The sequence below is a fragment of the Lactiplantibacillus mudanjiangensis genome, from assembly GCF_005405385.1.
Taxonomy (GTDB): Bacteria; Bacillota; Bacilli; order Lactobacillales; family Lactobacillaceae; genus Lactiplantibacillus; species Lactiplantibacillus mudanjiangensis.
Window position 1 is genome coordinate 306,418 of sequence record NZ_BJDY01000002.1, and the last position, 23,708, is coordinate 330,125.

Sequence of the window (23,708 nt, forward strand, 5' to 3'; positions counted from 1 at the left end):
CGCTCCTTTGCTAAAAATCAGTTATTAGCTATAGTTTAAACGCTTACTTAGAAATTTAACAACCTGAAATGTAACTAAATCCGAAATAAATGAACATACCAAAAACCCCATCAGCGTTAGATTGGGTTGTCTAACAGTGATGGGGTCTTTCAGTTTAGTGCTAATCATTTTTTCCGATTACGAGTCCATACCAGTTTCCTTTATACAGGTTACCAGCTTCGTCTGATTTACCACCCATGACGTTGTTGAGAATATAAATACCGAGTTTATAATCGGTTAGTTTCGCACGTTTGGCTGCGGTATAGCCAGCTTTGTTGAGAAGCTTTTTAATGCCAGCAATCTTTTGGGCATTAGTCTGCGTTTTATTCTTCATCAGATAGGTCGCAACGGATTCAAATGGAACAATGTCTTTGTATCCAGTTGTTAAGATGGCTTCGTCAGGATCTTCGTCCCAAGTATCATTGGTGGCGTAATTATACGCGGCAATTCGAGATAGCCCCAAATCAACGGGTGTATTCGGGAATAACTTGATAATTGCCCGGGCCAGCTTTTGATATTTGCTTTCGTTGATATAAGCAAGGTAATCCTTGGTACCTACAAATTCCTGAGGGAATAGGATGTTTTTTCCTTTGTGGTTAGTTGTTCGGCCAGCCGCCGTTTGGTCACCCCGGACGTAACCAACGGTATATTTTCCATTAACCATGAGACTTGTGTGGTAATACCAGTGAGACTTGCCTTTATACGTCATAAGAACCGAATGTTGTTGCGAGAAATTCTGGTTGGTGTAGTTTTTTAAATTAACCAGTTTCTTTGTGTGTGTCCAATCCCAAAGATAGAGGTTCTTGCTACTGCTAGGAATATGGAAAATATTCCCGGCATGGGCGGGGTTGGCATAGCTACGTTTCGTAATCTGGTAACCAATCTTATTGAATCCCGTGGTGAGTTGTGGTTGGTAGACCCAACCGCGTTTACTATTAACGACGTTGCTAACTTCAATCCAGTTCTTATTTCCTTTATAGGTTCCCGAAGCAGTCTTGAACCACGTGTAGTTAGGATATGTCTTCATGTTGTAAAGTTTCTTCGTATGCGTATCATTCCAAATATAGATGTTTTTCTTAGTACTTTTCGCATGGTAGGCGACATTAGTGAACTTTTCGTAATAAAAATCATCTGTGTATTTGATATTTTTAAAGTTGGTAGTGATAGCGGCATGGGCAGATACAGTCGTAGCGGCAAGCCCCCCAAGGCCAATTGCTGTACCTAACAGCGCAAAATAAGCGATTCTTTTCATCGTCATAAAATCCTCCCAAAGTAAACTGATGGGTTCATTATACGGGTTAGCTGACCGTGGTTCAAGCAGCAGAAAATAGTTTCGAGAGCTTTTTTTCAGACAAAAAAGGTGTTAGTTCTATCGGTTTTGACGGCACTGTTGAAAAATTATGCCTTGACATTCGTCAAAAAGCTAGTATATTTAATTTTGGAAACGATTCCAAGGAGGCGATAACCAATGGCAACAATTAGTGAAATTGCTAAAACGGCGGGGGTCGGTGTTGGCACAGTGTCACGATATTTGAATCATCGTGATACTGTTTCAGCCGCGAAGCAAAAACAAATTCAGACGGCAATTGAGCAGTTGCATTATACGCCGAATGCCATTGCAAGTCAGTTACGAGCGCAAAGTACGAATAATATTGGCGTGCTCGTCTCACGAATCTCTAATCCATTCTTTGCACAATTATTTGATGCTTTGGAACGAGAATTACATCGTTACGGATTTCAAGTGATGGTGATGCAAACCCACGACGATCCTGAAGCTGAACGCCGATTCTTGGACCAGTTGAAACAACAACAAGTCGATGGGGTGATCTTAGCCTCGGTGGAAAATAGCGACTTACTTGCACAATTGGCACCAACCTATGCGAAACAAATGGTTTTGTTGAACGAAGAAAGTTTACAGGTGGCTTTACCGACCGTGAGCTTAAATCACTATCAAGCGACTTGGGATGCGTTAAATTATTTATATGATCAAGGTCATCGCCGAATCTCTTATGCGACCGGGGGGAACTATCCAAGTACACATCATGGCCGGTCACGGACGCAAGCCTACTTGGACTTCTGCCAAGCACATGGCCTGATCATTGATGATCAATTGATCTTTGCGCAGCAACATACCTTAACTGATGGACAACAGCTTGGCACCAAGTTGAGTCAATTAGCGCCCAACCTGCGTCCAACCGCCATTTTTAGTAATTCGGATGAAGTCGCAGTTGGCTTAATCAATCAATTACAAGCCCAACATTTCCGGGTGCCTGATGACATTGCGGTTGTCGGATATGATGATCAGCCGTTTGCTAAGTTTGCACCAGTACCATTAACGACTGTTCGTCAACCGGTGTTATCGATGGCTCAAGTGGCGGTTGATCAACTGTTACACAATTTAGGTAAAATCAATACACCAGCGTTACAACCAGATTTAGGGTTACAGTTAATCATTAGAAAAAGTGCTTAAGCCTTTTTCTTTTAATTAAAATGGAATCGATTCCAAATGATAAATCGACCATTAAAGGAGTTTTAAAAATGCAAACAACATGGTGGCAAAAAGAAGTGTTCTATCAGATCTACCCGGCGTCTTTTAAAGATGCCAACAACGATGGTATCGGCGACTTACAAGGCATTATTCAGATGTTACCACGCCTAAAAGCGCTCGGAATTACCACGATTTGGTTATCACCAATTTATCAATCACCAATGGTTGATAACGGGTACGATATTTCTGATTATCAGGCGATTAATCCGCAATTTGGGACGATGGCTGATTTTGATGAACTGATGGCTCGGACAAAAGCGTTGGGCTTAAAAGTCGTGATGGATCTAGTGTTAAACCATACTTCTGATCAACATGCTTGGTTTAAGCAAGCGTTGGCTGATCCGACTAGTCCGTATCGCAATTATTATATTTTTAAATCCGGGAAACAGGGGAACCCACCTAATAATTGGCGTTCTAATTTTGGAAAAGGCTCTTCTTGGACATTGGTCCCAGGGGCTACGAATGAGTACTATCATCATGTTTTCTCTAAACAACAACCTGATTTGAATTGGGAAAATCCTGAATTGCGACAACAGCTTTATCAAATGATCAATTGGTGGCTCGCTAAAGGCATTGCTGGATTTCGAATTGATGCGATTACGTTCATCAAAAAAGATCAGGATTTCGCCTCAATTACGCCCGATGGTACCGATGGCTTGGGTAAGGTCAAACGTAAGGCTGAAAATCGTCCAGGGATTGAGCAGTTTTTAACCGAACTGAATGCAGCGACATTTAAACCAGCTAATGCGGTCACGATTGGAGAAGCGTCTGGCGTGGATTATGATCAGTTGGGTCACTTTATTGGTGAAAATGGCTATTTTTCAATGATTTTTGATTTCCATTATGCCGATATTGACGTCGCGTCTGGTTCTGAATGGTATCGACAAGTTGAGTGGACACCTGCGGATTTACGCGCCGCAATTTTTAAGAGTCAGCTGGCGATTCAAAAAGTGGGCTGGAGTGCCACGTTCTTAGAAAATCATGATCAACCGCGTAGCATTGATAAGTACATTCAAGCACCGGCTTATCAAAATGAAATCGGTGCCAAAGCATTAGCCTTGTTATACTTTAACTTACGTGGTTGTCCATTCATTTATCAAGGACAAGAACTAGGGTTAAGAAATGCCAAACGCACCAGTATTGCCGATTTCAATGATCTGTCCAGTCATGACAATTATGATCGTGCTTTAGAAGAAGGTTATTCGGCTGAAGCGGCGCTACGATTTGTCAATGCCCGTTCACGCGATAACGGCCGGCTACCTTATCCTTGGGATCAAAGCGTAAATCACGGCTTTAACCAAGGTACTAAGCCATGGATTGGTTTGAATGAATCTTGTCCTGAGCTTGATTGGGTCAGTGAACAAGCAGATACTCAATCAGTTTGGCATTTTTATCAAGCAATGATTGCGCTTAGACAGCAATCGTCATTAAGCTTGGATCTGATCACGGGGACATTCAAGCCAATTACGACCACCGCGGACACCGTGATTGCCTATCAACGTGGACAACATGTCGTCGTTTATGTCAATTTGAGTGATCAAGTGGTCAACTTACCGTTACCTAAAGGCAAAAAATGGTTAAATAACTACACAACATCAACTAATGATCAATTACAACCGTACCAAGCAATTTTAATTGAGGTGAATCCAAATGAGTAAAGATTATTCAGCATTAGCCAAACAAATCATCGATATTATCGGTGTTGAAAATATCGAATCCGTGACACACTGTCAAACGCGACTGCGCTTTGTCGTCAAAGATGCCAAAATCATTGATAAAGCCAAGTTAGAAAGTTTAGATTTAGTCAATGGGGTGTTCTTCGGATCCGGTCAGTATCAAGTGATTATTGGAACTGGGGTTGTCAATGACGTTTACGATGCGATTGAGCACTTGCACGTGGTTAACGCCATTTATGGGCAAGAAACGGCGGCGACAACGACTGAATCCAATGACGAACACAAAACAAAGTTGCAACGTTTTATGGCAATGTTATCGGGGATCTTTATTCCGATCATTCCAGTCATTGCGGCGACGGGGCTATTCTTAGGTTTACAAAGTGCTTTTACTAATGCCCAAGTGCTCAAGTTATTTGGGATCACACCAGCCGCAATTCCGGCTAGTTTAAATACGGTGATTTCTGTTTTAACGGGGACGGTTTTCTCATTCTTACCGGCCCTGATTGTCTGGTCAACGTTCCGGTACTTTAAAGGTACCCCGATTGTCGGGATTGTCATTGGGTTGATGCTCGTCTCACCATCATTGCCAAATGCGTATTCAGTCGCTGGTGGGACTGCCAAAGCAATTATGTTATTTGGCAAGATTCCCGTGATTGGGAGTCAAGGCTCGGTATTAACCGCATTAGTTGCCGGTTATTTAGGCTGTGTGCTAGAGCATTATTTCCACAAACACGTGCCAAATGTTTTAGACCAAATTTTAACGCCATTCTTAACAATGTTAGTCACATTTGCGATTATGATCTTAGGCGTGGGACCGATCGTTCACAGTATTGAAAATGTGCTGGTTGCTGGAGTTGAAGGCTTAATTCACTTGCCATTTGGGATCGGTGGTTTCTTAATTGGGGCTGCGTATCCATTAATGGTATTGGTTGGGATTCATCAAATGATGATTGCCATCGAAACATCATTACTGGCGGCGACAAAATTAAATCCATTGATTACGTTAGAAGCCATGTACGGTTTTGCCAATTTGGGAGTCGCCTTAGCCATGATCATGCGCGCTAAATCGCAAAAAGCCAAAGCTAACTTTATTGGCGCATTCTCCTCACAACTTTTCGGTGTTTCTGAACCAACCTTGTTTGGGGTCTTGATTCGTTATAACTTTAAACCACTAATTATTACCGTGTTAACAAGCGGTTTGGGTGCCGGTGTTTTGAGCATCTTAAGTGTTGCGGCCAATTCTTACGGATTAGCGGTTGTGCCATCTTACTTGATGTATATTTACAATGTCAGGAATTTATTGATCTATACAATCGTGTCGCTATTAACGATTGTTGTTGCGTTTGTCGCGACTAACATGTTCGCAATTCCGGCCGATATTTTGAAATCTGATGAACCAGTGACAACTGATGACGTCGCAGATAATACGGTTTACGCACCCATTGATGGGCAGACTGTCGCCTTGACTCAAGTTAATGATCCCGTCTTTTCATCAAAAATGATGGGTGATGGTGTGGCAATCAAGCCACAGGTAACAGCGGACACGGTTAAAATCTATGCGCCACAAAGTGGGACGATGAGTGTGGTTGCCGATACTGGGCATGCCTATGGGTTAACCACTCCTGAAGGATTAGAACTATTGATTCATATCGGAATTGATACCGTTTCATTGAACGGTCAAGGTTTTAAAGTAGCCGTAAAACTGGGACAAGCCGTCCAACAGGGTGACTTATTAGGTGAATTTACCCCGGCCGTGATTAAACAGGCGAAATTAGACGATACGGTCATGGTGATTATCACCAATAGTAAACAATATCTCAGTATTGAACCAACTTCTGAACCAACAGTTAAAGCTGGGACAAGCTTAATTGCGGTCCAAACGGCGACTGTAGCGGATGTTCAACCAGCTTAATCGATCAACTTAAATTGCTTGGCACTGATCATAATGGCTAAGCAATTTTTTTATGGGCTCATATGCAGTCAGTTAGGTGTTTCTCGTTATCGGTCCATTTATTTAAGGTTGCAAATTCATTTTGATGATGTTAGTGTACTAGTTGTGATAGGACACATGATACACACTAGAAATGAGGTGTCAAAATGGCATTTGCAACAAACGGTGCGCCGTACTACGAACAGTTGGTGATGCAAATTAAGCAACAAATTGTTCAGGGAATTCTACAACCAGGGGATAAGTTACCTTCAATTCGGGCGATGGCCGCCGAAATGCATTTGAATCCAAATACGGTGAGTAAGACGTATCAATTATTGGAAAGTCAAAAAGCCGTTTACACAGTGAAAGGACGGGGGACCTTTGTGAATCAACCGACGGAAACGATGGTTAATCCAGCAGTGGTGGCCGAAGTGGCCGATAAATTAAAAGGATTATTGACGGAGGCACAGTTTTTGGGGATTACTGAGCAGCAAGTCAACGAGTGGGTCGCAGCTGCTTATCAGATGGGAGATAACAAACATGAGCATTCAAGTTAAAGGTATTAGTAAAAACATTCAGCATCGACCAATTATTACCGACATTACGTTTGACTGGCAACCGGGCCGGATCGTGGGCTTGGTTGGCCGTAATGGCGCTGGTAAAACGACCCTATTTCGAACATTAGCGGCTCACTATTTGCCAGATGCTGGTCAGCTGATTATTGATGATCAAAATGTTGATCAAAAACCGTTAGCGCGGCAAAATCTATTTTATATCGATACGCAAAATAATTTTTTTAGTAATCAAACCCTAAAACAGTTGGGTGATACTTACGCTTTAGGTTATCCAGATTTTGATGTTAACCGGCTACAGACGTTATTGAGCGAAGAAAAATTAACGCCAACAAGTCGTTATCGACAATTATCAAAAGGTCAACGAATGTTATTTCAAATTTTATTGGCGCTTGCTAGTGGCACACCGTATATTATTTTGGATGAACCATTTGATGGACTAGACATCTTAGTGCGTGAACGGATTGTGGTCCGCATTGTGGATGCTGTGTCTGATCAACAAACCAGTTTTTTGATTTCATCACATAATTTAACCGAACTCGATGGGTTATGTGATCAGGTTCTACTATTAAAAGATCAACAATTAGTGGCGAATTATGACTTGGAACAATTCCGGACGCAGGCACGAAAACTGCAACTGGTTTTTCCAACGAAAACTTTGCCAGCAGTTGTCAAAGATGCTGGTCATTTGGTTAAAGTCTACGGTCGCGTTTTAGAAGTTTACTTTGATCACTATACAGATGATGTTGATGCGGCGTTAAAGGCGGCCAAACCCGTGATGATGGAACCATGTCCATTAACGATTACAGATTTATTTCGAGTGAAGTTAGGCGATCAAGCCGCGGTAATGGTGGGTGATTAGATGACAATGAAAAAAGTACGCCAGCTCTGGTGGTCGCAAACGCGGGGCTGGGTGATCGGGCTTAGTTTGTTGATGATGTTGATTGGGCTGGTTTTGGCGGTGCAAACAACGCAACAAAAGCTGTCACTTAGTGTTGAGACTAAGACGGAGCGAGCCCAACAAGCTAAAGAATATCAAAAACATCCTCAAAATTTTCAAATTAGTGGTCGACAAGTCAGTTTGGCCGCATATGAAAATTATCGACATCAGTTCTTTTATAAAGACGAGTTTAAGACACATGGTTATGACACAACGGATAACCAATCAAACATTTGGTTTTACGGTGTGATGATGTTAATTGGTTTAGTCTTGGCTTTTTGGGGTCGGCGCACGCATTATTATGAATTTTTACTTGGATTAGGTGTCACACGACTTCAACTGTGGTGTGTCCAGGTTTTACAAGTATTAAAATTTGGAATCGTAATGGGAGCCACCCAATTTATTTATTGGGGTTGGATTATTGCCATCATTCCGACCAAATGGCAACGTTATCGTAATTTATCAGGATTGTTCGGTCATAGTGTTGCGATTACCATAATTGGCTTAAGTATATTAATGCTCAGCTGGTTAATCGGTCAAACAACGACACACTTTTGGTTAGCCGGTCTTTTAAGTTTCTTAACTTGGCGAACGATTAATGGTGCGGTAACTAATTCTGGGTATACATCAAGTATATTGGGCGACGGTTTTGCTCCAGAAAGTTGGTTCAATGCTCATTACTATGTATCAGCCAGTTTAGCAGGTTTTGTTACAATTATTTTATTAGTCTTAACTTGGTTGAGTTTTCGGTGTTGGTCAGGTTTAACTAGGTCTAAAATCAATCAAGGTATTTTCTTAGTAGCAGTTGTACTAGGCTTCGGAGCTTTATTAGGTGATACGTTACTACAGCCATTCGTTTATAATTCAGGAAGTATCACACCGTGGTATGAAATTGTTGGAATGGCCCTAATGTTTATCGTTGGTAGTTTTGGCCTGTGGTGGCAACGACGGCGGGAGGTGTATCATGCGGCATAATCAGTTACGACGATTGGTCTTTCATCAACATTGGCCTATTTTACTAGGGTTATTTATCTTGCTAATCGGCATAAGCCTATTTCAAGGGATCAATGGTCAGCAAGAATGGCATAATCGAAATGATCCACAAAATATCATGATGGAAACCGATGGTGGCATTCATTATCAAAAGAAAACCAAAGATTACGTAGATCGTGAAGACCACCATTATGCTTCAAAAGCAGCCTACTATACAGTCTATCGTGATCAAGAACTACAAGTTTATAAAACAACACCAACTAAACGTACACACACGACGCGTGGTCAATTTGGTACGGGTCGTAGCGAGCTTAGCATGGTCATAGCGGCGATTGCTGGAATTACCATGATTTGGGGGAGTCGGCGCCGATATCTTAATGAGTTTTTACGCACGCTTGGTTATCGTGGTGATCAAATTTATCGTCAGCAATTCTTACTATATAGTAGTGCGATTGTCAGTGGCCTAGTCTTAGGCAGTGTGCTCAAGCTAGCATTACTGGCCAGTCGAATCCCGTCACACTACTGGGCCGGATTCAATGGCGCCACTTGGGGACTAGATTTAATCAGCGATGTTTTGTTAGCGGTGGGATTATTTACTTTAGCAAGTGCTTTGAATCTCATCTTTGTGAACGGTATTATTGCACTGGCAACGGTTGTACTAGCTTATACTTGCTGGTGGTTGCCAGCAGCAGTTTATTTGAATGCTACTACGCATGTTGGTGCCAATTATTTATCACGACACTGGGCCACCGGTAATGGTTTACTACTGGGACTAATTCTTGGGAGCTTTTGTCTGGCTAATTGGTTGAGTAAACGCCGCACTTTGGAAAATACGGGTAATGCCGTTATTCGCGGTTTTCGTTTACCAGGATTGTTGTTGCTCAGTTTACCGTTAGCGGTTTTTATCGGTCGAATTTTCTCGCCAATACTAGTAATGTCAACATCATGGTCGGCAGTGTTTATTGGCTGGATTATTGCGCTAATTGGTTTAACCGCCTGGCTCTATCGGCCGAAGTGGTCACGCTGGATCTGGCGATTAGTGGGGCAGTTACGTTAAATTAATGAGAAAAACATTAAAAAACAACACTCAGGTGTTGTTTTTTTGCATTTAGTTAACTGTTTACAATTGTTGTCGTGGTAAAATAAATGTTGTAACTTTGTTTTGAAAATACTCGAACTTTACTAATGTAAGTATCATCTTTTATATCACTACGAGACGGCATTGAGTCAAGTTAGGTTAATTGTATTCAACATGCTAACTGATTGGGGAAGGTTGTTTAATGACATGGACTAGCTGGCAAATATCACCATTTGTGACCAGTATGTTTTTTATTTTAGGTATGCTAGCTTTGTATTGGCTAACATTTAACGGTTTGTCGTATCTGATTAGAACACGACATTTAAAGATTTCTATTGATACGGCTAATAATTGGTACGGGGTCATTTACATGATCGTATTTGTGTTTGGTATTCAATTATTGGTCATTGGCAATAAGGATTCTTGGCAATTTATGAATTTTCAGCTGACCGCAATGATCTTTTGCGCGTACTTTCTGAATATTCGAGTACCGTATTACACGTTTTTTCCGATCGTTATCGTCTATATGCTTTTTAACGAATCCATTGGTTATTGGGAGTCGTGGGGGCAAGCGATTACCTTAGCGTTGTTTTTCTTTACGTTAAATACGATCCGGACTAAATTTCAGGATTCTCGTTGGGTTTTCGCGATTTATATCGCGGTTGGCGCTTTATTTGGTGGCTGGCTCTGGTGTTGGATGCAGCTGAAATTTAACCTTAGCTGGAGAAGTATCACGCTAGAGTGGCTCTACTTAATGAGCTTTGAATGTTTATTGTATGCGTATGTCTCGATGCTGTCGCAGGATAGTGAGTCTAAATTGCAGTTGGCAAAGTTTGCCAGTCACGATGCATTAACACAAACTGAAAACTTTGCAGCATATACGGGTGCTGTTCAAGCGCTATTCACGAAAAGTCAGCATCAACATCAACCACTATCGATGATGATGTTTGACATTGATCATTTTAAAATATTCAATGATACGTATGGGCATTTAGCGGGTGATCGTGTCTTACAACAGGTCGCAATGGTCGTCCAAACGGTGATTAATGAAAATGATCCGGCAATCAAATTGTATCGAACCGGTGGCGAGGAATTCAATATCTTATTTCCGGGTTACACGGTAGCAGATACACAATCAGTTGTGACTCAAATCTTTCTGGCCATTAATCACCAAGAAATTCTGTTTGGCGATCATCAATTGGAAATCTCTATTTCGGTGGGCGTGTCCGATCTAACAGTGAGCGATGCGACGCCACTAGATTTCTACAATCGTGTTGACAAAAAGCTCTACCAGTCAAAACGAAATGGCCGCATGCAGATCACGTACTAACTGAAGCTTTTTTTGACACAAAATCAAATTTTTGATTTTGTGTTTTTTATTTGAATCTAAAGATTGAAAGCTACTTTTTAATAAACATAATCTTAATAGGGTAAATGTTCAACGATTAAAAATTCGTATCTTTGCCGCCTACCGTTCGCCCACATTGAGCCGGAACGCTGTGGGTGGACCGGCTCAGCCAAAAAGCGGTCTGAACCGTCGTTTTGAACCACCAAAAATGTGTTTCAAAAGCACCAGGCTCTAAGCGATAAATCGCTAAGATTCCCACGGCTGGGCTCAATGTGGACTCACTCTCGGCTATTATAGTTACCAAACTGATTGATCCGAAATAACCGAAGCCAGCCGGTGATGGCGCTGGCCGTGAAAATATCGTTAGTTCGGGTGGTTTGCCCGGACTTACGAGGTGGAAGCCTGCACTATGGCTGGAACCGGTCCCCACAGCTGGCAGAATCACTGGCTGGTGTAGGTGGTCAATTTAACATAATTCAAGCCAGTTCTAGTACGATTGCTATCATTAATGACCATCTTTCAACCTTAGTTTGGAACAAAAAGCTTGCCTTACAGTTAGACTAAGGTTGTAAACTGATCCTAAATGATAACGTTAAGGAGATGGATCGTATGCGACGCATTTTAATGATTGGTGCCACAAGTGAATTAGGGCAAGTTATTCGAGACTATTTGTTGGCGCATGGAAATGATCAACTCACTTTACTAGCACCACAAGCGACCCGTTTGGTTACGGATGGTGGTCGCGAAACAGTCATTAATGGTGATCCCACTCAGCCAGCTGATTTGAAATCCGCTTTAAGCGGACAAGATTTGGTATTGGCTATTCTTAACGATGCAACGTCTCAATTAACGATAAACTTGATCAATACAGTCGCTCAGCGGCCCGCAATGCGTTTAGTAGTCGTTAAAACGAGTCATCACGCAACTGTTAATTTAACTGATTACTGTGTGCGCTGTTCGTTAGTCACCGTTGCGTTAAAAAGGGGGTTAACGGCCGCTGTTATCGATGCCCCCAAGCTCATTGCTGAGTTTGATCCACAAATGACGCTAGAATCAGCTAATCGACATCACTTGGCTAATCTCTCGGTCGCGCAAGCTGTATTATCAGCGGTTGATGATAATCAGTGGCAGGAGACGGCACAACCTGCTTAGTTGATTAATAAATTTATGCCTACCAATATGTCATTTTAGGTTGACATTTAGTGCTAATAGTCATTTACTAACATAAGTATTATTATCTTGTTTAGTCCTCAATATGGGGACTAAACTTACGGGGAAGGCTGATCAATGACATGGTCTAATTGGCAAGTCGCGCCATTTTTCACCAGTGTTTTCTTTGTGCTGGGGGTTTTGGCGCTCTACCAACTAACATTTAATGGTATTTTGTTCTGGGTAAAATGGCAACATCTTAGGATCAGCGAAACCACGATACGAACTTGGTACGGCATTCTATATATGGTCGTCTTTGTTGTGGCCTTACAATCTTTTGGCGACAGCGCAAACTACCCATGGCAGTTTATGAATTTTCAGATAATCGGTATTATCTTTTGCGCCTATTTTTTAAATATTAAGTTACCTTATTACTTGTTTTTTCCGGTTGTCTTGGTGTTTATGACGCTCAACCAGTCGTTGGGCTATTGGCAGTCTTGGGTACATGCGATAACGCTAACGCTGCTATTTGGTGCACTTAACTTAATTCGTGCACGTGTCAAACAACGTACAGCAATTTTAATCAGTTATTCGGCCACTGGGATTATCTTTGGTGGGCTGTTGTGGTTATGGATGAAATTAAAGTTTAACTTTTCATGGCAAATTTTGGGTCAAGAGTGGTTGTATCTCACTATTTTTGAAGGGTTATTGTTTATTTACGTCAATATGCTAACGCAAAATGATGAAACAAAGCTACAGCTAACCAAATTTGCGAGTCATGATTCATTAACGGGAACCGAAAACTTTGCGGCCTATTCAGGAGCGATTAAACAATGGTTTGAGTTCAGTCAACGAAAACAACGGTCGTTGACGATGATGATGTTTGATATTGATCACTTTAAGATTTTCAACGATACGTATGGTCATTTGGCTGGCGATCGGGTATTGCAACAAGTTGCCATGGTGGTCCAGACGGTGTTGAATGAAAATGATCCTGAAGTAAAGCTGTACCGGACCGGTGGGGAAGAATTCAATATTTTATTTCCAGGTTATACGGTCGCTGAAACACAAGTTATTGTGACACAGATTTTTTTAGCCATTAATCATCAGGAAATCAATTTTGGTACCCACCAACTTGAAATTTCAGTTTCCGTTGGTGTTTCGGCATTAACGGCTGAAGATGCGACGCCACTTGATTTTTATAATCGTGTCGATCAAAAGCTATATCAATCTAAACGGAATGGGCGCATGCAAATTACGTATTAATTAGAGACAGGCTGACAGGCCCGTCTTTTTTTTGTATTCGTTGATCGAATTATTGTTAAATCAAAAAAATTAAAAATAAAACCCACTAAAAGTACTGATAGCCTCGACATTATGTTGAGACTATCGGCCTTTTTTGCATCGACAATCGCGCCCAATTAATGATGTAAGCGATAAAATAATTTGTTTGAGGGTATTGATTATTCAATACTGATTTGTTATATTTATATTAAGAAATGGTTGATTATTTGGACTTAATTAAGCTTTATTGTGGTTTTTTTAGTTAGTTAAGTCTTTTAATTACTCAGTAAACTGCGCAAATTCGTTTACTGGAAACCATTAAGACGTTGTTGCTTTAGTGAGGGTCTAGCGGAAGACTTTTACAGACATATGAAGGGAAGGCATATCATGAAAAAACATTGGGGATTAATGACATTAGGCGTCGTTGCATTATTTGCAATGCCAATCGCGGGACAAGCGGCATCAATTGTATCTGGTGGTAACACCACTGCAACGGTTAATTTGGAGGAAGATGTAAATAGTGATATTGAAATAACTAGCGCACCAACGATTGATTTTGGGACTGCTAAAATTACGGCTTCGTCGATGACTCTAACGGCAAATAGCATTGATGATCCAATCACCGTGAAGAATCCTGGTAAAACATCCGGTTGGAATGTGACTGTCAATAGTGACGGCTTTAAGAATGGTACTGGTGAGGTCGATTTAGGTGCAACGTTGAATTTAGATGGTGGGACGCCAACACCAGAAGAAGCTTCTAATCAGTCGACAGCACCAACAGCCCCATCAACGGTTGCTGTGGATGGCACTGGTGCGGATTCTAATGTTTTTACTGCTCAAATCGGTGCTGGTATGGGGACATGGACGGATGTCTTTAGTACGAGTGATGTCACACTTGATATCCCAGCGGGTGCTTCAACTGATCAATACACGACTAACTTGACTTGGACATTAACGAATGGACCCGCATAAATTAGTTTAAAAGTGTACAATAAAGGTACCATTATCAGAGATGATTATCTCTGATTTACATAAGGTTTAAGAGAGGCGGGATTCAACATGAAAAAGTGGCGATGGGCCGCAAGTTTATTAGTTGGCCTGAGCTGTTTAGGTGGTTGGTGGCAGACCGCTCAAGCAGAAAGCAATCATTACAGTGTTCGGGCAGTTTTGCCAAGTAATCAAGTCAACAAAAAGTTGACTTATTTTGATTTACTGGTTAAACCTGGTAAAACGCAAACAGTCACGGTTCGTATCAACAATAAGGATACTAAATCACATCAATATGATGTGACGACTAACTTAGCGTCAACGAGTGATGCCGGACAACTGGTTTATAATCAAACGGTTAAAAATCCGGATGCATCGCTTCAATTTAATTTAGCTACGGCGACCAGCAAAGTGAAAACGGTCACGGTGCCAGCTAAAAAAGCCAAGTTGGTTAATTTAAAAGTTAAGCTTCCGGAAAAACAATTTCCAGGAATTGCGTTAGGCGGCATCAACATTGTGCAACATGCAACCGCTGACAAAAAATCGAACAAACAATCTGTATCTATTACCAATCAATTTGCTTATACATTAGGTATTCAGTTACGGGAAACGAAAAAACTTACGGTTAAACCTGAATTGAACTTATTGTCCGCTGAACCACTGCAAGTTAACTATCAAAATTACGTTGTTGCTAAGTTACAAAATTCACGGGCAGTGATCATGCATGATTTAAAGGTCAACAGTTACGTGACGAAGCAAGGCAGCGATAAAAAACTATTAAAAACGGTTAAAGAAAATATGACAATGGCACCTAATAGTCATTTCAACTTTGCTTTGGGTGATGGTTCGAAAGCTTTAGCTGTGGGTAATTATACCTTACATTTAAAAGCTTCGGCCGAGAATGGTAAGTATCATTGGCAATTCACGAAGAAATTCACGGTAACCCAAACGAAGGCTGCTAAGGCCGCAATCAACGAAACTGGAGCGAATACTAATTGGACATTGGTTGCTATCCTAGGTGGCGTTATTGTTATTTTAATCGCGGTTATCGTTTGGATTTTAATGAGAAACCGACGCAAGTCAAAATAAGTCAGTAACTGGGGGGCATGGACAATGAAACAATGGCTAGTGATTGGGCTTAGTTTATTAATCGGGAGTTGGCCGGCTTTGCCAGGACGAGCCACGACCACGGCCGACAGTGATGCTGCGACAACATCATCGGTTTCGAGTTCAACGCAATTAAGTACGGATAGCGGTGCAGTATCGACTAGTGACGCCACTGAGTCTAGTCAAACAACCAAATCAGACCATACTGCTGAAAGCTCAACCGCAACAACCTCTGCTGAAGAAACGACTAGTAGTAGTGATCAGTCATCGTCCGCTAGCCATGATGAATCCAGTTCAAGCGCATCATCGTCGAGTAGCCAATCTGAGAGTAAGGTTGGGCAATTAAAGTTAACACCGACGACGACTGCTTTGACGGTAACGGATGGTCAATCTACTGAACTCACCGGTACCGTTCAAGTGCCTAAACAAAGTCTCAATCAAAAAGTTGTGATTCATCCAACAATCAATGGCACTACAGCAACGACAGTCACGGTTACCGCAACGACCACGAAAGTGCCATTTACTGTCACTGTACCAGCCTCATCGTTACAAGTTGGGGACAATCAAGTGACGTTGGCAGCAACCAGTGAACAAGTTGAAGCGGCCCCGACCACCGCTGTTCAGATTAACGTGATGACGGTTCCTGATAGTGGTAGCATCAGCTATACGCAATCAGTCGGCGCCTTGGCTTTTGGTCAAGTGACGCTAACTGGGGCGTCACAGTTAATCAAACGTTCTGGCGATTGGCATCTGATTGTTAATGATGATCGAACCACGACTACCGGCTGGGTGCTTTCCGCTGAAGCGACATCGTTAACAACTAGTGATGGTCAACAGTTGGCTGGTGGGCTGGTCTATCGTCAAGGTGGACAAGAAACCTCACTAACTAATCAAGTCGTCGAAGTTGCTAAAAGTACCGCTACAACTTATGATGTCGAGTCACATTGGACTAGCGATACCGGAATTTTATTGCGACTTAATGCGGGTGCGCGCGCTGGCGACTACGCTGGACAATTAACTTGGACCTTAACAAGTGCCCCAGAATAATTAAGTTTTATCGAGAGTGGGACAAAAGACGGTTTGCTACCGAGCATAGCCTAGGAATACGAATGATTGTGTACTTTCAATCGTTTGTATTCCGTAGCTAAGCGGAGGGAGCAGTCTTTTGTCCCACGTTTCGACTATAAATATTCGGAGATGCAAATACGAGTTTGGGTTTTGTCCCAAACTCTTTTTAGTACCAATGAGCACATCAATTGAATTAATAAAAGGTTATCGATATGATAACTACAAGCAAAGAAATTAAGCCATTTTTAGAAAGGGTGAGGTCAATGTTAGGTTGGATTTGGTCATTAATTGTTGGTGGGGTAATTGGCGCGATTGCTGGTGCCATCACGAGCCGCGATGTTCCTGCCGGCGTTATTGGCAATATTATTGCTGGTTTAGTTGGTGCCTGGCTTGGTCAAGCCTTGTTCGGTACCTGGGGGCCGTCTTTAGCCGGGATGGCCTTAGTACCATCTGTATTAGGTGCCGTTATTTTAGTGCTGATTGTCGCCGCCGTCTTTGGGATGCGAAAACGCTAAAAAGTTGATTGGTTGATTGTAGTGGCGTGGGGTCAGAAGTAGCATCAACTGATTTTGGGCTACGACGTAAAAAGGGAGTTGAGACTTTTGTCTTGACCCCCTTTTTAGCGTTGATTCAGCAAGTTACCGAATGACGCCTTTTAGTGTCCTTCACTCAGCAAAGCAAGTATGGTAGCAGCAGGTCTGGGATACTTTGCTTGCCTTGACCGAATTAATATGGGGGGTGTTAAGGATGCGCGCAAAATTAAAGGCGGTTTGTTTGGGCGTACTCACATTGCTATTGATTTTAACAATGAATCGATTGGCACAAGCTGATGAAGTCCCTGTTAGTGGGTTAACGGGAAGTGAAGCAGTGGTAACTGATCACAATGGAACCGTCATTAAGGATACGAGTACGTTGAGTAAGTGGGAAGCTTATACGGTCAGTTATCAATGGTCAATTCGAAACGGACAACCAATTAGTGCTGGTGATACGGCGCAAGTCGAATTACCTAATGGAGCGGTTGCGGAACATGATCTGAGTTTTGATTTGAAGGATGATTCAGGTCAAGTGGTGGGGACGTTTACCATCAAAGCCGGAGAAACGACCGGGACAATTATGTTTAATGATTACTTAGCTGGTGTTGGGACCCACCGTTATGGGACCTTGACCTTCTTTGCAAAAGGGACTGTTGATCAGGGTAGCCATTCTGGTTGGGTCATTAACAAGAATGGCTGGGTTGGTGATTACAGTGATGGTCGCCCGTCTAAGTTAGTTTGGAACATCGCTTTTAACCCTGACAACAAAGACTTAGGCACCGTTGTGGTTGAAGATACTTTGAGTACGAACCAAACTTATTTGCCAGGTACGTTAGTCGCTAAGACTGGTCATTATGATGCAGCTGGTAATTTTGCCAGTACGGGGACAACTACACCACAGGTAGCGGTAAATGGCAGTCATCTCACGTTTACGTTTAGCAACATTCAAACGGCTGTTGATATGACTTATATGACTGAACTGACCAATGTTTCTAGTGGTGCTAATGCTTGGGAAAATTCGGCCACGCTTGATGGCACCACTGTTGGTGGTAAAGTCAGTTGGGGTGGATCAGGTACGGGTACTGGTGGCGGAACACAAGCCGATGCAAAAGGAAGTGTCCGGTTAACGAAGTCTGATCAGGCTACTGGTGCGGCTTTAGCCGGTGCTCACTATAAGTTGGAAAATAGTCAAGGTCAGGTTGTTAAAGCGGATTTGGTAACTGATGATAAAGGGCAACTACAAGTTAATGATTTAGCGGCCGGCGAATATCGCTTTGTTGAAACTCAAGCACCAGCTGGTTATGAGTTAAATAAGACAGTGATTAACTTTACAATTGATGCTGCTAACTTGACGCAAACCGTTGCCGTCAGTCAAGCGGATACCAAGCTGCCAGTTGTTCTTGGGAGTGTGGAATTAACCAAAACGGCTGCCGATAATGGGCAAGCACTAGCCGGTGCCGTTTATGAGTTACGCAATGCCGCGGGTAATATCTCGCAAAAGAATTTGACGACCAATGAGCATGGACAGCTACTGATCAAGGACTTAGCCGTTGGTTCATATCAATTAATTGAAACCAAGGCACCAACCGGATATGAGCTTAATTCGACGCCAGTTGCGTTTGAAATTACCGCAAATGCCGCTACTCAAGTGGTCATGGTTAAACAAAGTGATTCATCGACTCCTGTGGCACCAGTTGTTTTGGGCGCAGTTACTTTGACTAAAGTGGCTGCTAATGACGGGGCTGCTTTGGCCGGCGCGGTATACGACTTGCGTAATGCCGAAGATCAAGTGATAAAAAGTGGTCTAACCACCGATGCACAGGGTCAATTAACGGTTACCGAACTGCCAGCCGGTGCTTATCATTTTGTTGAAACTAAAGCCCCAACTGGTTATGAGTTGAATACCAAACCAATTCAGTTTACGATCGTTGCGCAACAGACTACGACAGTATCGGTCAATGCTAGTGATCAATTAATTCCAGGTGAACCAGAAAAGCCAGTTGAACCGAACATACCAGGTGAACCAGAAAAGCCAACTGAACCAAGTGTACCTGGCGAGCCAGAAAGGCCAGTTGAGCCAAGCGTACCTGGTAAGCCGGAAAAACCAGTTAAACCAACGATTTCTGGCAAACCAACGAAACCAGCAACACCAGCAACACCAACGAAGCCAGTGGTTCCTACACAACCGGCAACGTCAGTGCCATCGATTAAACCTAGTCAGGTACCGTCGTCAAACACTACTGGTTCAACGACTGTTCATCAACCTGCCACGGGCCTTCAGTCGAACACTAATCGGCCAGTAACGACACCAAGCACGTCGTCAGCCGCTACGTTGCCACAAACTAGTGAACGACCATCGGCATTAGCGCTGATTGCAGGCATCTTAGGTTGGTTAGGATTAGTCTGCTTAGCAGCTTGGGTTGTTTGGTGGCGAGAACTTTGATAAATTCGAGCAGGAGTGGTTACTTATCTTGAAACTATTGATACAATAATATGTAGCAATGGCGTTGAGATGGGGTGAATCATAAATGATATTACTAAATTTATTAAATCTAGCCTTAGTATGGATTGTCATCCGGAATGTGGTGTTTGAATCACAATTGGAACTCAAAGCCAGGTATCGCTGGGGGCAGCTCATTGTAGCTGGTCTATTGGTAGCGTGGGGCGCTAATGGCGGCCTAGCTAGTCTTAGCGATCTGTTGTTCTGGTCACTATTTATGTTAATGAATGTGATGATGGGTCATGGCGGGTTAACCGCCACGAAGTTAGTCTTACCGGGATCGTGGGTCCGACGAACAGTAACGTTAGATCAAATTACGGCGATTAATATTGCGATTATTCCAGCGATTGATGAAAAGTCGCGGGTAATTGTCAAATTTGTCCTCGGCTCACGCCGGCAAATTAATATGGTGTTCAACGGGACTGCTGCCGCTGTTAAATCAGCAATACAGGAACGTGTCGGTACTAAAATTGCGATTGAAGTGTCAAAATTAGAATAAGCGTATGGATCAAAACATGGACTGTCTGATTGACGATCCATGTTTTTTTGATGGAAAAAGGTCAAAAGTTGATAAATATCAATTTTTGCGGATAATAATTACGGTAAACTAAGGGTTGTTGAAGAACTAGAAAGGAAGTTTTAAAATGCCATTAATGCGTGTTGATATGTTTCGTGGTCGTAGTAAGGCCGAGATTCGAACCATTTTAGATGTTGCTTACCAAGTTGCTTCGGAAGAATTTCATTTATTGCCTCGAGATCGTTATCAGATTGTGACCCAACATGATCCTGAAGAAATGATTATTGAAGATGTTGGCTTGGGTTTTGAACGGACTGATAAATTTTTACTCTTTAGTTTGACCTCGAGTCCACGCGATGAAGCTGATAAAGAACGGTTTTACGCACGACTAGTTAAAGAATTGGCCGAAAAAGCGGACGTTGCGCCTAGTGATGTTATGATTAACATTGTTAGCAATACGAAAGCTGATTGGAGCTTTGGCGATGGCGAAGCCCAATTTATGAATGGCAAACTGGGTTAAAACTAAAAAGATCTCATGAAATCACCCGATTTCATGAGATCTTTTTAGTTAGTGCGCAGCTAAGCTTTGAATCAATAACTGGGCAACTGCTTTGGCAGAAAAGGGATTTTGACCAGTAATCAAGCGATCATCTTGTACGGCATATTCACGATAGGCACGTTTCTTTTGAAAATGCGCGCCATGTTCAGTCGCGATGGTTTGGTTAAAGAAAGGGACGACCTTGGTCTTACCAGCTAACCGTTCTTCCATCTTGGTAAAACCCGTAACACGACGATCGGCAATCAAATAGTGATCAGGCCGATCCTGAATGTTTAGTAAGCCAGCGATCCCATGACAAACGGCGGTCACATAACCATTTTGATCATAGATAGCCGTGGCTAAAGCTTGAAGTTCAGGATTGTCAGGAAAATCCCACATGACACCATGACCACCAGCGTAGTAAATGGCCGCATAGTCGGCTGAATTGACGTCGTTTGGTGCCAATGAGTGCGTTAGGGCCCGTTCTTGAAAATCGGGCGTTTCGTAAAATGCCATAATCTCGTCATCGACATATTTCATACTACGGGGATCGAGTGGCACGAAGCCACCTTTAGGACTAACGTAATCCACTTGGTAACCAGCCTGCTGTACCAGTTGGGCAAATTCGGTGGCTTCACCGAGCCACAAGCCGGTGGCATCGTTGGTGTGACCATAGCGGGTGGTATTCGTTAGGACGATGAGGATTTTCTTTTTTATTGTTGGTTGCATTGCATGATCTCCGTGACGTGGTTGAGTAAGTGAGTTAGTTGATCGATATTCTTTGTTTGATGGGTGAGGTAATAGAAATTCTTAGTCCCGATGCGATGATAATCGACGAGATGAGCCTCTTTTAAAATCTTTAAATGGTGTGAAACGGCCGGTCGCGACAACTGGGTGACACCGACTAGATCGGTGACTTGCAGGCCACTTTTAACGACGGCTTGGTCAAGCAAAGCCACGATAATAGCTTGTCGTTTCTGATCCCCCAAAGCAACCAAAAAGTCACTAGAACGGGTAAACTCTCTTTTTAGCTGAGTTAGTTCATTCATTTTTAATCACCTTATCGTTAATAATTTTAAACCATTAAAACATGAATATGAATACTTGTCAACTGTTTTAAAATCAGCGTTTAGTATGACATCTAATCGTTGACATTTTTGAACGATAGTCGTATTATACTGAAAAATAGTTTAAAAATATAAACCATTGGATGTGCAAAAATATGACGAAAAAAACCATGTTGGCGGCAACGCTAACGCATTATCGACAAAATGACCTAAAATTAACGCAAACATCAATACCAACAATTGGTCAGCATGATGTGCTCGTGAAGGTCCGTGCCGCGAGCATTAATCCGATTGACGCTAAAACGATGGCCGGTAAAATGCGCTTCATCCTATCATATAAGCTGCCGTTAATTATGGGAAGTGACTTTGCTGGAGAAATTGTAGCGGTTGGTTCCCGAGTCAACAAGTTTAAAGTCGGCGATGCCGTTTATGGGCGACCACGTAAAAGTCGAATTGGGACGTTTGCTGACTATTTTGCGATCAATGCAGACGAAATCGCGTTAAAGCCAAAGAATCTGAGCTATACTGAAGCTGCTGCCATCCCATTAGTTGGTTTAACTAGCTATCAGGTCTTACATGATGTGATGGCGATTCAGCCTGGTCAAAAAGTACTTATTCAGGCCGGAGCAGGCGGAATTGGGACATTTGCGATTCAATTGGCGAAACAGTTAGGGGCTTTTGTCACAACAACAACCAGTGCCGCACATCAGCAACTCGTTCGTGACTTGGGTGCCGATCAAGTTATTGACTATCATCAAATCAATTTTGCGGATGTCTTAAACCATTACGATGCGGTTTTTGATACTTTAGGTGGGCAGAATCTAGTACAGGCGTTTGATATTATCAAACCGGGCGGGCATGTGGTCAGTATTTCAGGTATGCCAACTGCGAAGTTTGCTAAAATGGCGGGCTTACCTTATTGGAAACAACTGGTATTGAGCCTTGCGAGTCGTCAGCTAATGCGGCGAGCTCGACAAACGAAAAGTCATTATGAATTCTTATTAATGAAACCAAGCGGGGTAGAATTAGCAAAACTAACTGAAATGATTGAACAAAAGCGACTGCAACCGATTATCGATCGCGTTTTTCCGTTCGAAGCGATCAGTGAGGCTTTAGCCTACTCGCAACAAGGCCACGCAACTGGTAAAATTATTGTTCAGATGCCCATTTAATTTTTTGAGGAGTGAGTCCTAGATGGAAAAGCCACGTGTCACAGTTGAACAAACGATTCCAGGTTTGGCTGCCGAAATTTATGATGATGAAGACCATTTTATGAAAGGTCGCCGGTTAGAAAATGTCGCTTGGCCCGATGAGTGGCTGAGCCATCCCATGTTTGAACAAGTCTTGTTCGATCATGTTCAGTTTACTCAAAGCCAGTTGGAACGGCTAGAAATAACCGATGCCATTTTAACCAACTGTGATTTTTCAAACTGTCAATTAGAACAAGCCCTTTTTTATCGGGTAACCTTTAAAAACTGTAATCTATTAGGCGTGAATTTAGATCAGGCGATGCTTAATCAAGTGACCTTTGAGAATTGTCGGCTAGACTTAGCGGCATTGAGTCGGTTAAAGACGAAACAAGCTGTGTTCAAAGGTTGTTCGCTAAAATCAGCCAGCTTGACGGATAGCCAGACTTTGAAAGTGAAGTTTGAACAGTCTGACTTAGATGATCTACTTATTACGGGCACTTGGTTGAAGAATATTGATTTGCGTAGTTGTACTTTTGAAAAATTATCAATTGGTGAACGCGAGGTTCGCGGCGTTCGGGTAACCACTGAACAGGCTGCAACATTAGCGGCGCTATTACTGGGTGTTCGAGTAGATTAATAAAAAG

Annotated in this window: 23 protein-coding genes; 20 read left to right on the forward strand and 3 right to left on the reverse strand. The window is 42.4% G+C overall.

The genetic code is table 11. The features are described from left to right. Positions 1–160 precede the first annotated feature (160 nt). Positions 161–1,297, reverse strand: coding sequence for a D-alanyl-D-alanine carboxypeptidase (locus tag FFM84_RS02425; RefSeq protein WP_130843585.1), 1,137 nt, complete (start codon positions 1,295–1,297; stop codon positions 161–163). A 50-nt stretch (positions 1,298–1,347) separates the two neighbouring features. On the opposite strand from FFM84_RS02425, the gene FFM84_RS16055 reads away from it, so the two are divergent. The 18 genes from FFM84_RS16055 to FFM84_RS02510 all read left to right on the forward strand — a co-directional run bounded on the left by FFM84_RS16055 (position 1,348) and on the right by FFM84_RS02510 (position 20,789). Next, the gene (locus FFM84_RS16055; RefSeq protein WP_165450245.1) at positions 1,348–1,521 is read left to right on the forward strand and encodes a hypothetical protein; all 174 of its coding nucleotides are present in this window, start codon (positions 1,348–1,350) and stop codon (positions 1,519–1,521) included. After that, positions 1,508–2,509: a LacI family DNA-binding transcriptional regulator gene (locus FFM84_RS02430; RefSeq protein WP_130843584.1), complete on the forward strand. Its 1,002-nt coding sequence runs from the start codon at positions 1,508–1,510 to the stop codon at positions 2,507–2,509. The genes FFM84_RS16055 and FFM84_RS02430 overlap by 14 nt, the downstream gene beginning before the upstream one ends. Before the next feature lie 68 nt (positions 2,510–2,577). Continuing rightward, entirely contained in the window at positions 2,578–4,245 is a 1,668-nt protein-coding gene (locus tag FFM84_RS02435) for an alpha-glucosidase (protein WP_130843583.1), read from the forward strand. Next, positions 4,238–6,175, forward strand: a complete 1,938-nt coding sequence (locus FFM84_RS02440) for a PTS sucrose transporter subunit IIABC (protein ID WP_130843582.1) — start codon at positions 4,238–4,240, stop codon at positions 6,173–6,175. Before FFM84_RS02435 ends, FFM84_RS02440 begins: the two co-directional genes overlap by 8 nt. A gap of 185 nt (positions 6,176–6,360) precedes the next feature. Next, on the forward strand, positions 6,361–6,750 hold the full coding sequence (locus FFM84_RS02445; protein ID WP_130843581.1) for a GntR family transcriptional regulator: 390 nt from the start codon (positions 6,361–6,363) through the stop codon (positions 6,748–6,750). Continuing rightward, on the forward strand, positions 6,734–7,627 hold the full coding sequence (locus FFM84_RS02450) for an ATP-binding cassette domain-containing protein (RefSeq protein WP_130843580.1): 894 nt from the start codon (positions 6,734–6,736) through the stop codon (positions 7,625–7,627). Before FFM84_RS02445 ends, FFM84_RS02450 begins: the two co-directional genes overlap by 17 nt. Beyond that, positions 7,628–8,680, forward strand: a complete 1,053-nt coding sequence (locus FFM84_RS02455; RefSeq protein ID WP_130843579.1) for a hypothetical protein — start codon at positions 7,628–7,630, stop codon at positions 8,678–8,680. Beyond that, positions 8,670–9,755 carry a hypothetical protein gene (locus FFM84_RS02460; protein ID WP_130843578.1) on the forward strand — a complete coding sequence of 362 codons (1,086 nt, stop codon included), beginning with the start codon at positions 8,670–8,672 and terminating at the stop codon, positions 9,753–9,755. Before FFM84_RS02455 ends, FFM84_RS02460 begins: the two co-directional genes overlap by 11 nt. Before the next feature lie 223 nt (positions 9,756–9,978). After that, on the forward strand, positions 9,979–11,106 hold the full coding sequence (locus FFM84_RS02465) for a GGDEF domain-containing protein (RefSeq protein ID WP_130843577.1): 1,128 nt from the start codon (positions 9,979–9,981) through the stop codon (positions 11,104–11,106). Positions 11,107–11,733: 627 nt separating this feature from the next. Beyond that, positions 11,734–12,276, forward strand: a complete 543-nt coding sequence (locus tag FFM84_RS02470) for an NAD(P)H-binding protein (RefSeq protein WP_165450050.1) — start codon at positions 11,734–11,736, stop codon at positions 12,274–12,276. Positions 12,277–12,411: 135 nt separating this feature from the next. Continuing rightward, positions 12,412–13,539, forward strand: a complete 1,128-nt coding sequence (locus tag FFM84_RS02475; protein WP_130843575.1) for a GGDEF domain-containing protein — start codon at positions 12,412–12,414, stop codon at positions 13,537–13,539. Positions 13,540–13,944: 405 nt separating this feature from the next. Further along, positions 13,945–14,529 (forward strand): WxL domain-containing protein, encoded by a 585-nt coding sequence (locus FFM84_RS02480; protein ID WP_165450244.1) that lies wholly within the window; start codon positions 13,945–13,947, stop codon positions 14,527–14,529. A gap of 87 nt (positions 14,530–14,616) precedes the next feature. Next, positions 14,617–15,633 carry a WxLIP family cell surface protein gene (locus FFM84_RS02485; protein ID WP_130843573.1) on the forward strand — a complete coding sequence of 339 codons (1,017 nt, stop codon included), beginning with the start codon at positions 14,617–14,619 and terminating at the stop codon, positions 15,631–15,633. Between the two features lie 24 nt (positions 15,634–15,657). Further along, positions 15,658–16,698, forward strand: a complete 1,041-nt coding sequence (locus tag FFM84_RS02490; protein WP_130843572.1) for a hypothetical protein — start codon at positions 15,658–15,660, stop codon at positions 16,696–16,698. A 284-nt stretch (positions 16,699–16,982) separates the two neighbouring features. After that, complete coding sequence (locus FFM84_RS02495) at positions 16,983–17,234, forward strand: GlsB/YeaQ/YmgE family stress response membrane protein (protein WP_130843571.1); 252 nt, start codon at positions 16,983–16,985, stop codon at positions 17,232–17,234. A gap of 232 nt (positions 17,235–17,466) precedes the next feature. Further along, a complete protein-coding gene (locus FFM84_RS02500; RefSeq protein WP_130843570.1) occupies positions 17,467–19,695 on the forward strand; it encodes an MSCRAMM family protein in 2,229 nt (742 codons plus the stop codon). Positions 19,696–19,780: 85 nt separating this feature from the next. Then, positions 19,781–20,251 (forward strand): hypothetical protein, encoded by a 471-nt coding sequence (locus FFM84_RS02505; RefSeq protein ID WP_130843569.1) that lies wholly within the window; start codon positions 19,781–19,783, stop codon positions 20,249–20,251. Positions 20,252–20,396: 145 nt separating this feature from the next. Then, the gene (locus FFM84_RS02510; RefSeq protein ID WP_130843568.1) at positions 20,397–20,789 is read left to right on the forward strand and encodes a tautomerase family protein; all 393 of its coding nucleotides are present in this window, start codon (positions 20,397–20,399) and stop codon (positions 20,787–20,789) included. Positions 20,790–20,837: 48 nt separating this feature from the next. Here FFM84_RS02510 and FFM84_RS02515 read toward each other — a convergent pair whose 3' ends face one another. Next, positions 20,838–21,536, reverse strand: coding sequence for a type 1 glutamine amidotransferase domain-containing protein (locus FFM84_RS02515; RefSeq protein WP_130843567.1), 699 nt, complete (start codon positions 21,534–21,536; stop codon positions 20,838–20,840). Next, positions 21,521–21,856: an ArsR/SmtB family transcription factor gene (locus tag FFM84_RS02520; protein ID WP_130843566.1), complete on the reverse strand. Its 336-nt coding sequence runs from the start codon at positions 21,854–21,856 to the stop codon at positions 21,521–21,523. The genes FFM84_RS02515 and FFM84_RS02520 overlap by 16 nt, the downstream gene beginning before the upstream one ends. 188 nt (positions 21,857–22,044) lie before the next feature. Here FFM84_RS02520 and FFM84_RS02525 point away from each other — a divergent pair, with 188 nt between their 5' ends. Together FFM84_RS02525 and FFM84_RS02530 are read left to right on the forward strand one after the other, a co-directional pair. Continuing rightward, complete coding sequence (locus FFM84_RS02525) at positions 22,045–23,046, forward strand: NADP-dependent oxidoreductase (protein ID WP_371852217.1); 1,002 nt, start codon at positions 22,045–22,047, stop codon at positions 23,044–23,046. Positions 23,047–23,068: 22 nt separating this feature from the next. Then, positions 23,069–23,701 (forward strand): pentapeptide repeat-containing protein, encoded by a 633-nt coding sequence (locus tag FFM84_RS02530; RefSeq protein WP_130843564.1) that lies wholly within the window; start codon positions 23,069–23,071, stop codon positions 23,699–23,701. Positions 23,702–23,708 lie beyond the last annotated feature (7 nt).

Bases quoted from the DNA above. Each gene is read 5' to 3' on its own strand.
- FFM84_RS02430 (WP_130843584.1), top strand. From the start codon at position 1,508: ATGGCAACAATTAGTGAAATTGCTAAAACGGCGGGGGTCGGTGTTGGC.
- FFM84_RS02530 (WP_130843564.1), top strand. From the start codon at position 23,069: ATGGAAAAGCCACGTGTCACAGTTGAACAAACGATTCCAGGTTTGGCT.
- FFM84_RS02455 (WP_130843579.1), top strand. From the start codon at position 7,628: ATGACAATGAAAAAAGTACGCCAGCTCTGGTGGTCGCAAACGCGGGGC.
- FFM84_RS02495 (WP_130843571.1), top strand. From the start codon at position 16,983: ATGTTAGGTTGGATTTGGTCATTAATTGTTGGTGGGGTAATTGGCGCG.
- FFM84_RS02520 (WP_130843566.1), bottom strand. From the start codon at position 21,856: ATGAATGAACTAACTCAGCTAAAAAGAGAGTTTACCCGTTCTAGTGAC.
- FFM84_RS02465 (WP_130843577.1), top strand. From the start codon at position 9,979: ATGACATGGACTAGCTGGCAAATATCACCATTTGTGACCAGTATGTTT.
- FFM84_RS02435 (WP_130843583.1), top strand. From the start codon at position 2,578: ATGCAAACAACATGGTGGCAAAAAGAAGTGTTCTATCAGATCTACCCG.
- FFM84_RS02525 (WP_371852217.1), top strand. From the start codon at position 22,045: ATGTTGGCGGCAACGCTAACGCATTATCGACAAAATGACCTAAAATTA.
- FFM84_RS02445 (WP_130843581.1), top strand. From the start codon at position 6,361: ATGGCATTTGCAACAAACGGTGCGCCGTACTACGAACAGTTGGTGATG.
- FFM84_RS02425 (WP_130843585.1), bottom strand. From the start codon at position 1,297: ATGACGATGAAAAGAATCGCTTATTTTGCGCTGTTAGGTACAGCAATT.
- FFM84_RS02505 (WP_130843569.1), top strand. From the start codon at position 19,781: ATGATATTACTAAATTTATTAAATCTAGCCTTAGTATGGATTGTCATC.
- FFM84_RS02485 (WP_130843573.1), top strand. From the start codon at position 14,617: ATGAAAAAGTGGCGATGGGCCGCAAGTTTATTAGTTGGCCTGAGCTGT.
- FFM84_RS02470 (WP_165450050.1), top strand. From the start codon at position 11,734: ATGCGACGCATTTTAATGATTGGTGCCACAAGTGAATTAGGGCAAGTT.
- FFM84_RS02450 (WP_130843580.1), top strand. From the start codon at position 6,734: ATGAGCATTCAAGTTAAAGGTATTAGTAAAAACATTCAGCATCGACCA.
- FFM84_RS02490 (WP_130843572.1), top strand. From the start codon at position 15,658: ATGAAACAATGGCTAGTGATTGGGCTTAGTTTATTAATCGGGAGTTGG.
- FFM84_RS02510 (WP_130843568.1), top strand. From the start codon at position 20,397: ATGCCATTAATGCGTGTTGATATGTTTCGTGGTCGTAGTAAGGCCGAG.
- FFM84_RS02475 (WP_130843575.1), top strand. From the start codon at position 12,412: ATGACATGGTCTAATTGGCAAGTCGCGCCATTTTTCACCAGTGTTTTC.
- FFM84_RS02515 (WP_130843567.1), bottom strand. From the start codon at position 21,536: ATGCAACCAACAATAAAAAAGAAAATCCTCATCGTCCTAACGAATACC.
- FFM84_RS02480 (WP_165450244.1), top strand. From the start codon at position 13,945: ATGAAAAAACATTGGGGATTAATGACATTAGGCGTCGTTGCATTATTT.
- FFM84_RS02440 (WP_130843582.1), top strand. From the start codon at position 4,238: ATGAGTAAAGATTATTCAGCATTAGCCAAACAAATCATCGATATTATC.
- FFM84_RS02500 (WP_130843570.1), top strand. From the start codon at position 17,467: ATGCGCGCAAAATTAAAGGCGGTTTGTTTGGGCGTACTCACATTGCTA.
- FFM84_RS02460 (WP_130843578.1), top strand. From the start codon at position 8,670: ATGCGGCATAATCAGTTACGACGATTGGTCTTTCATCAACATTGGCCT.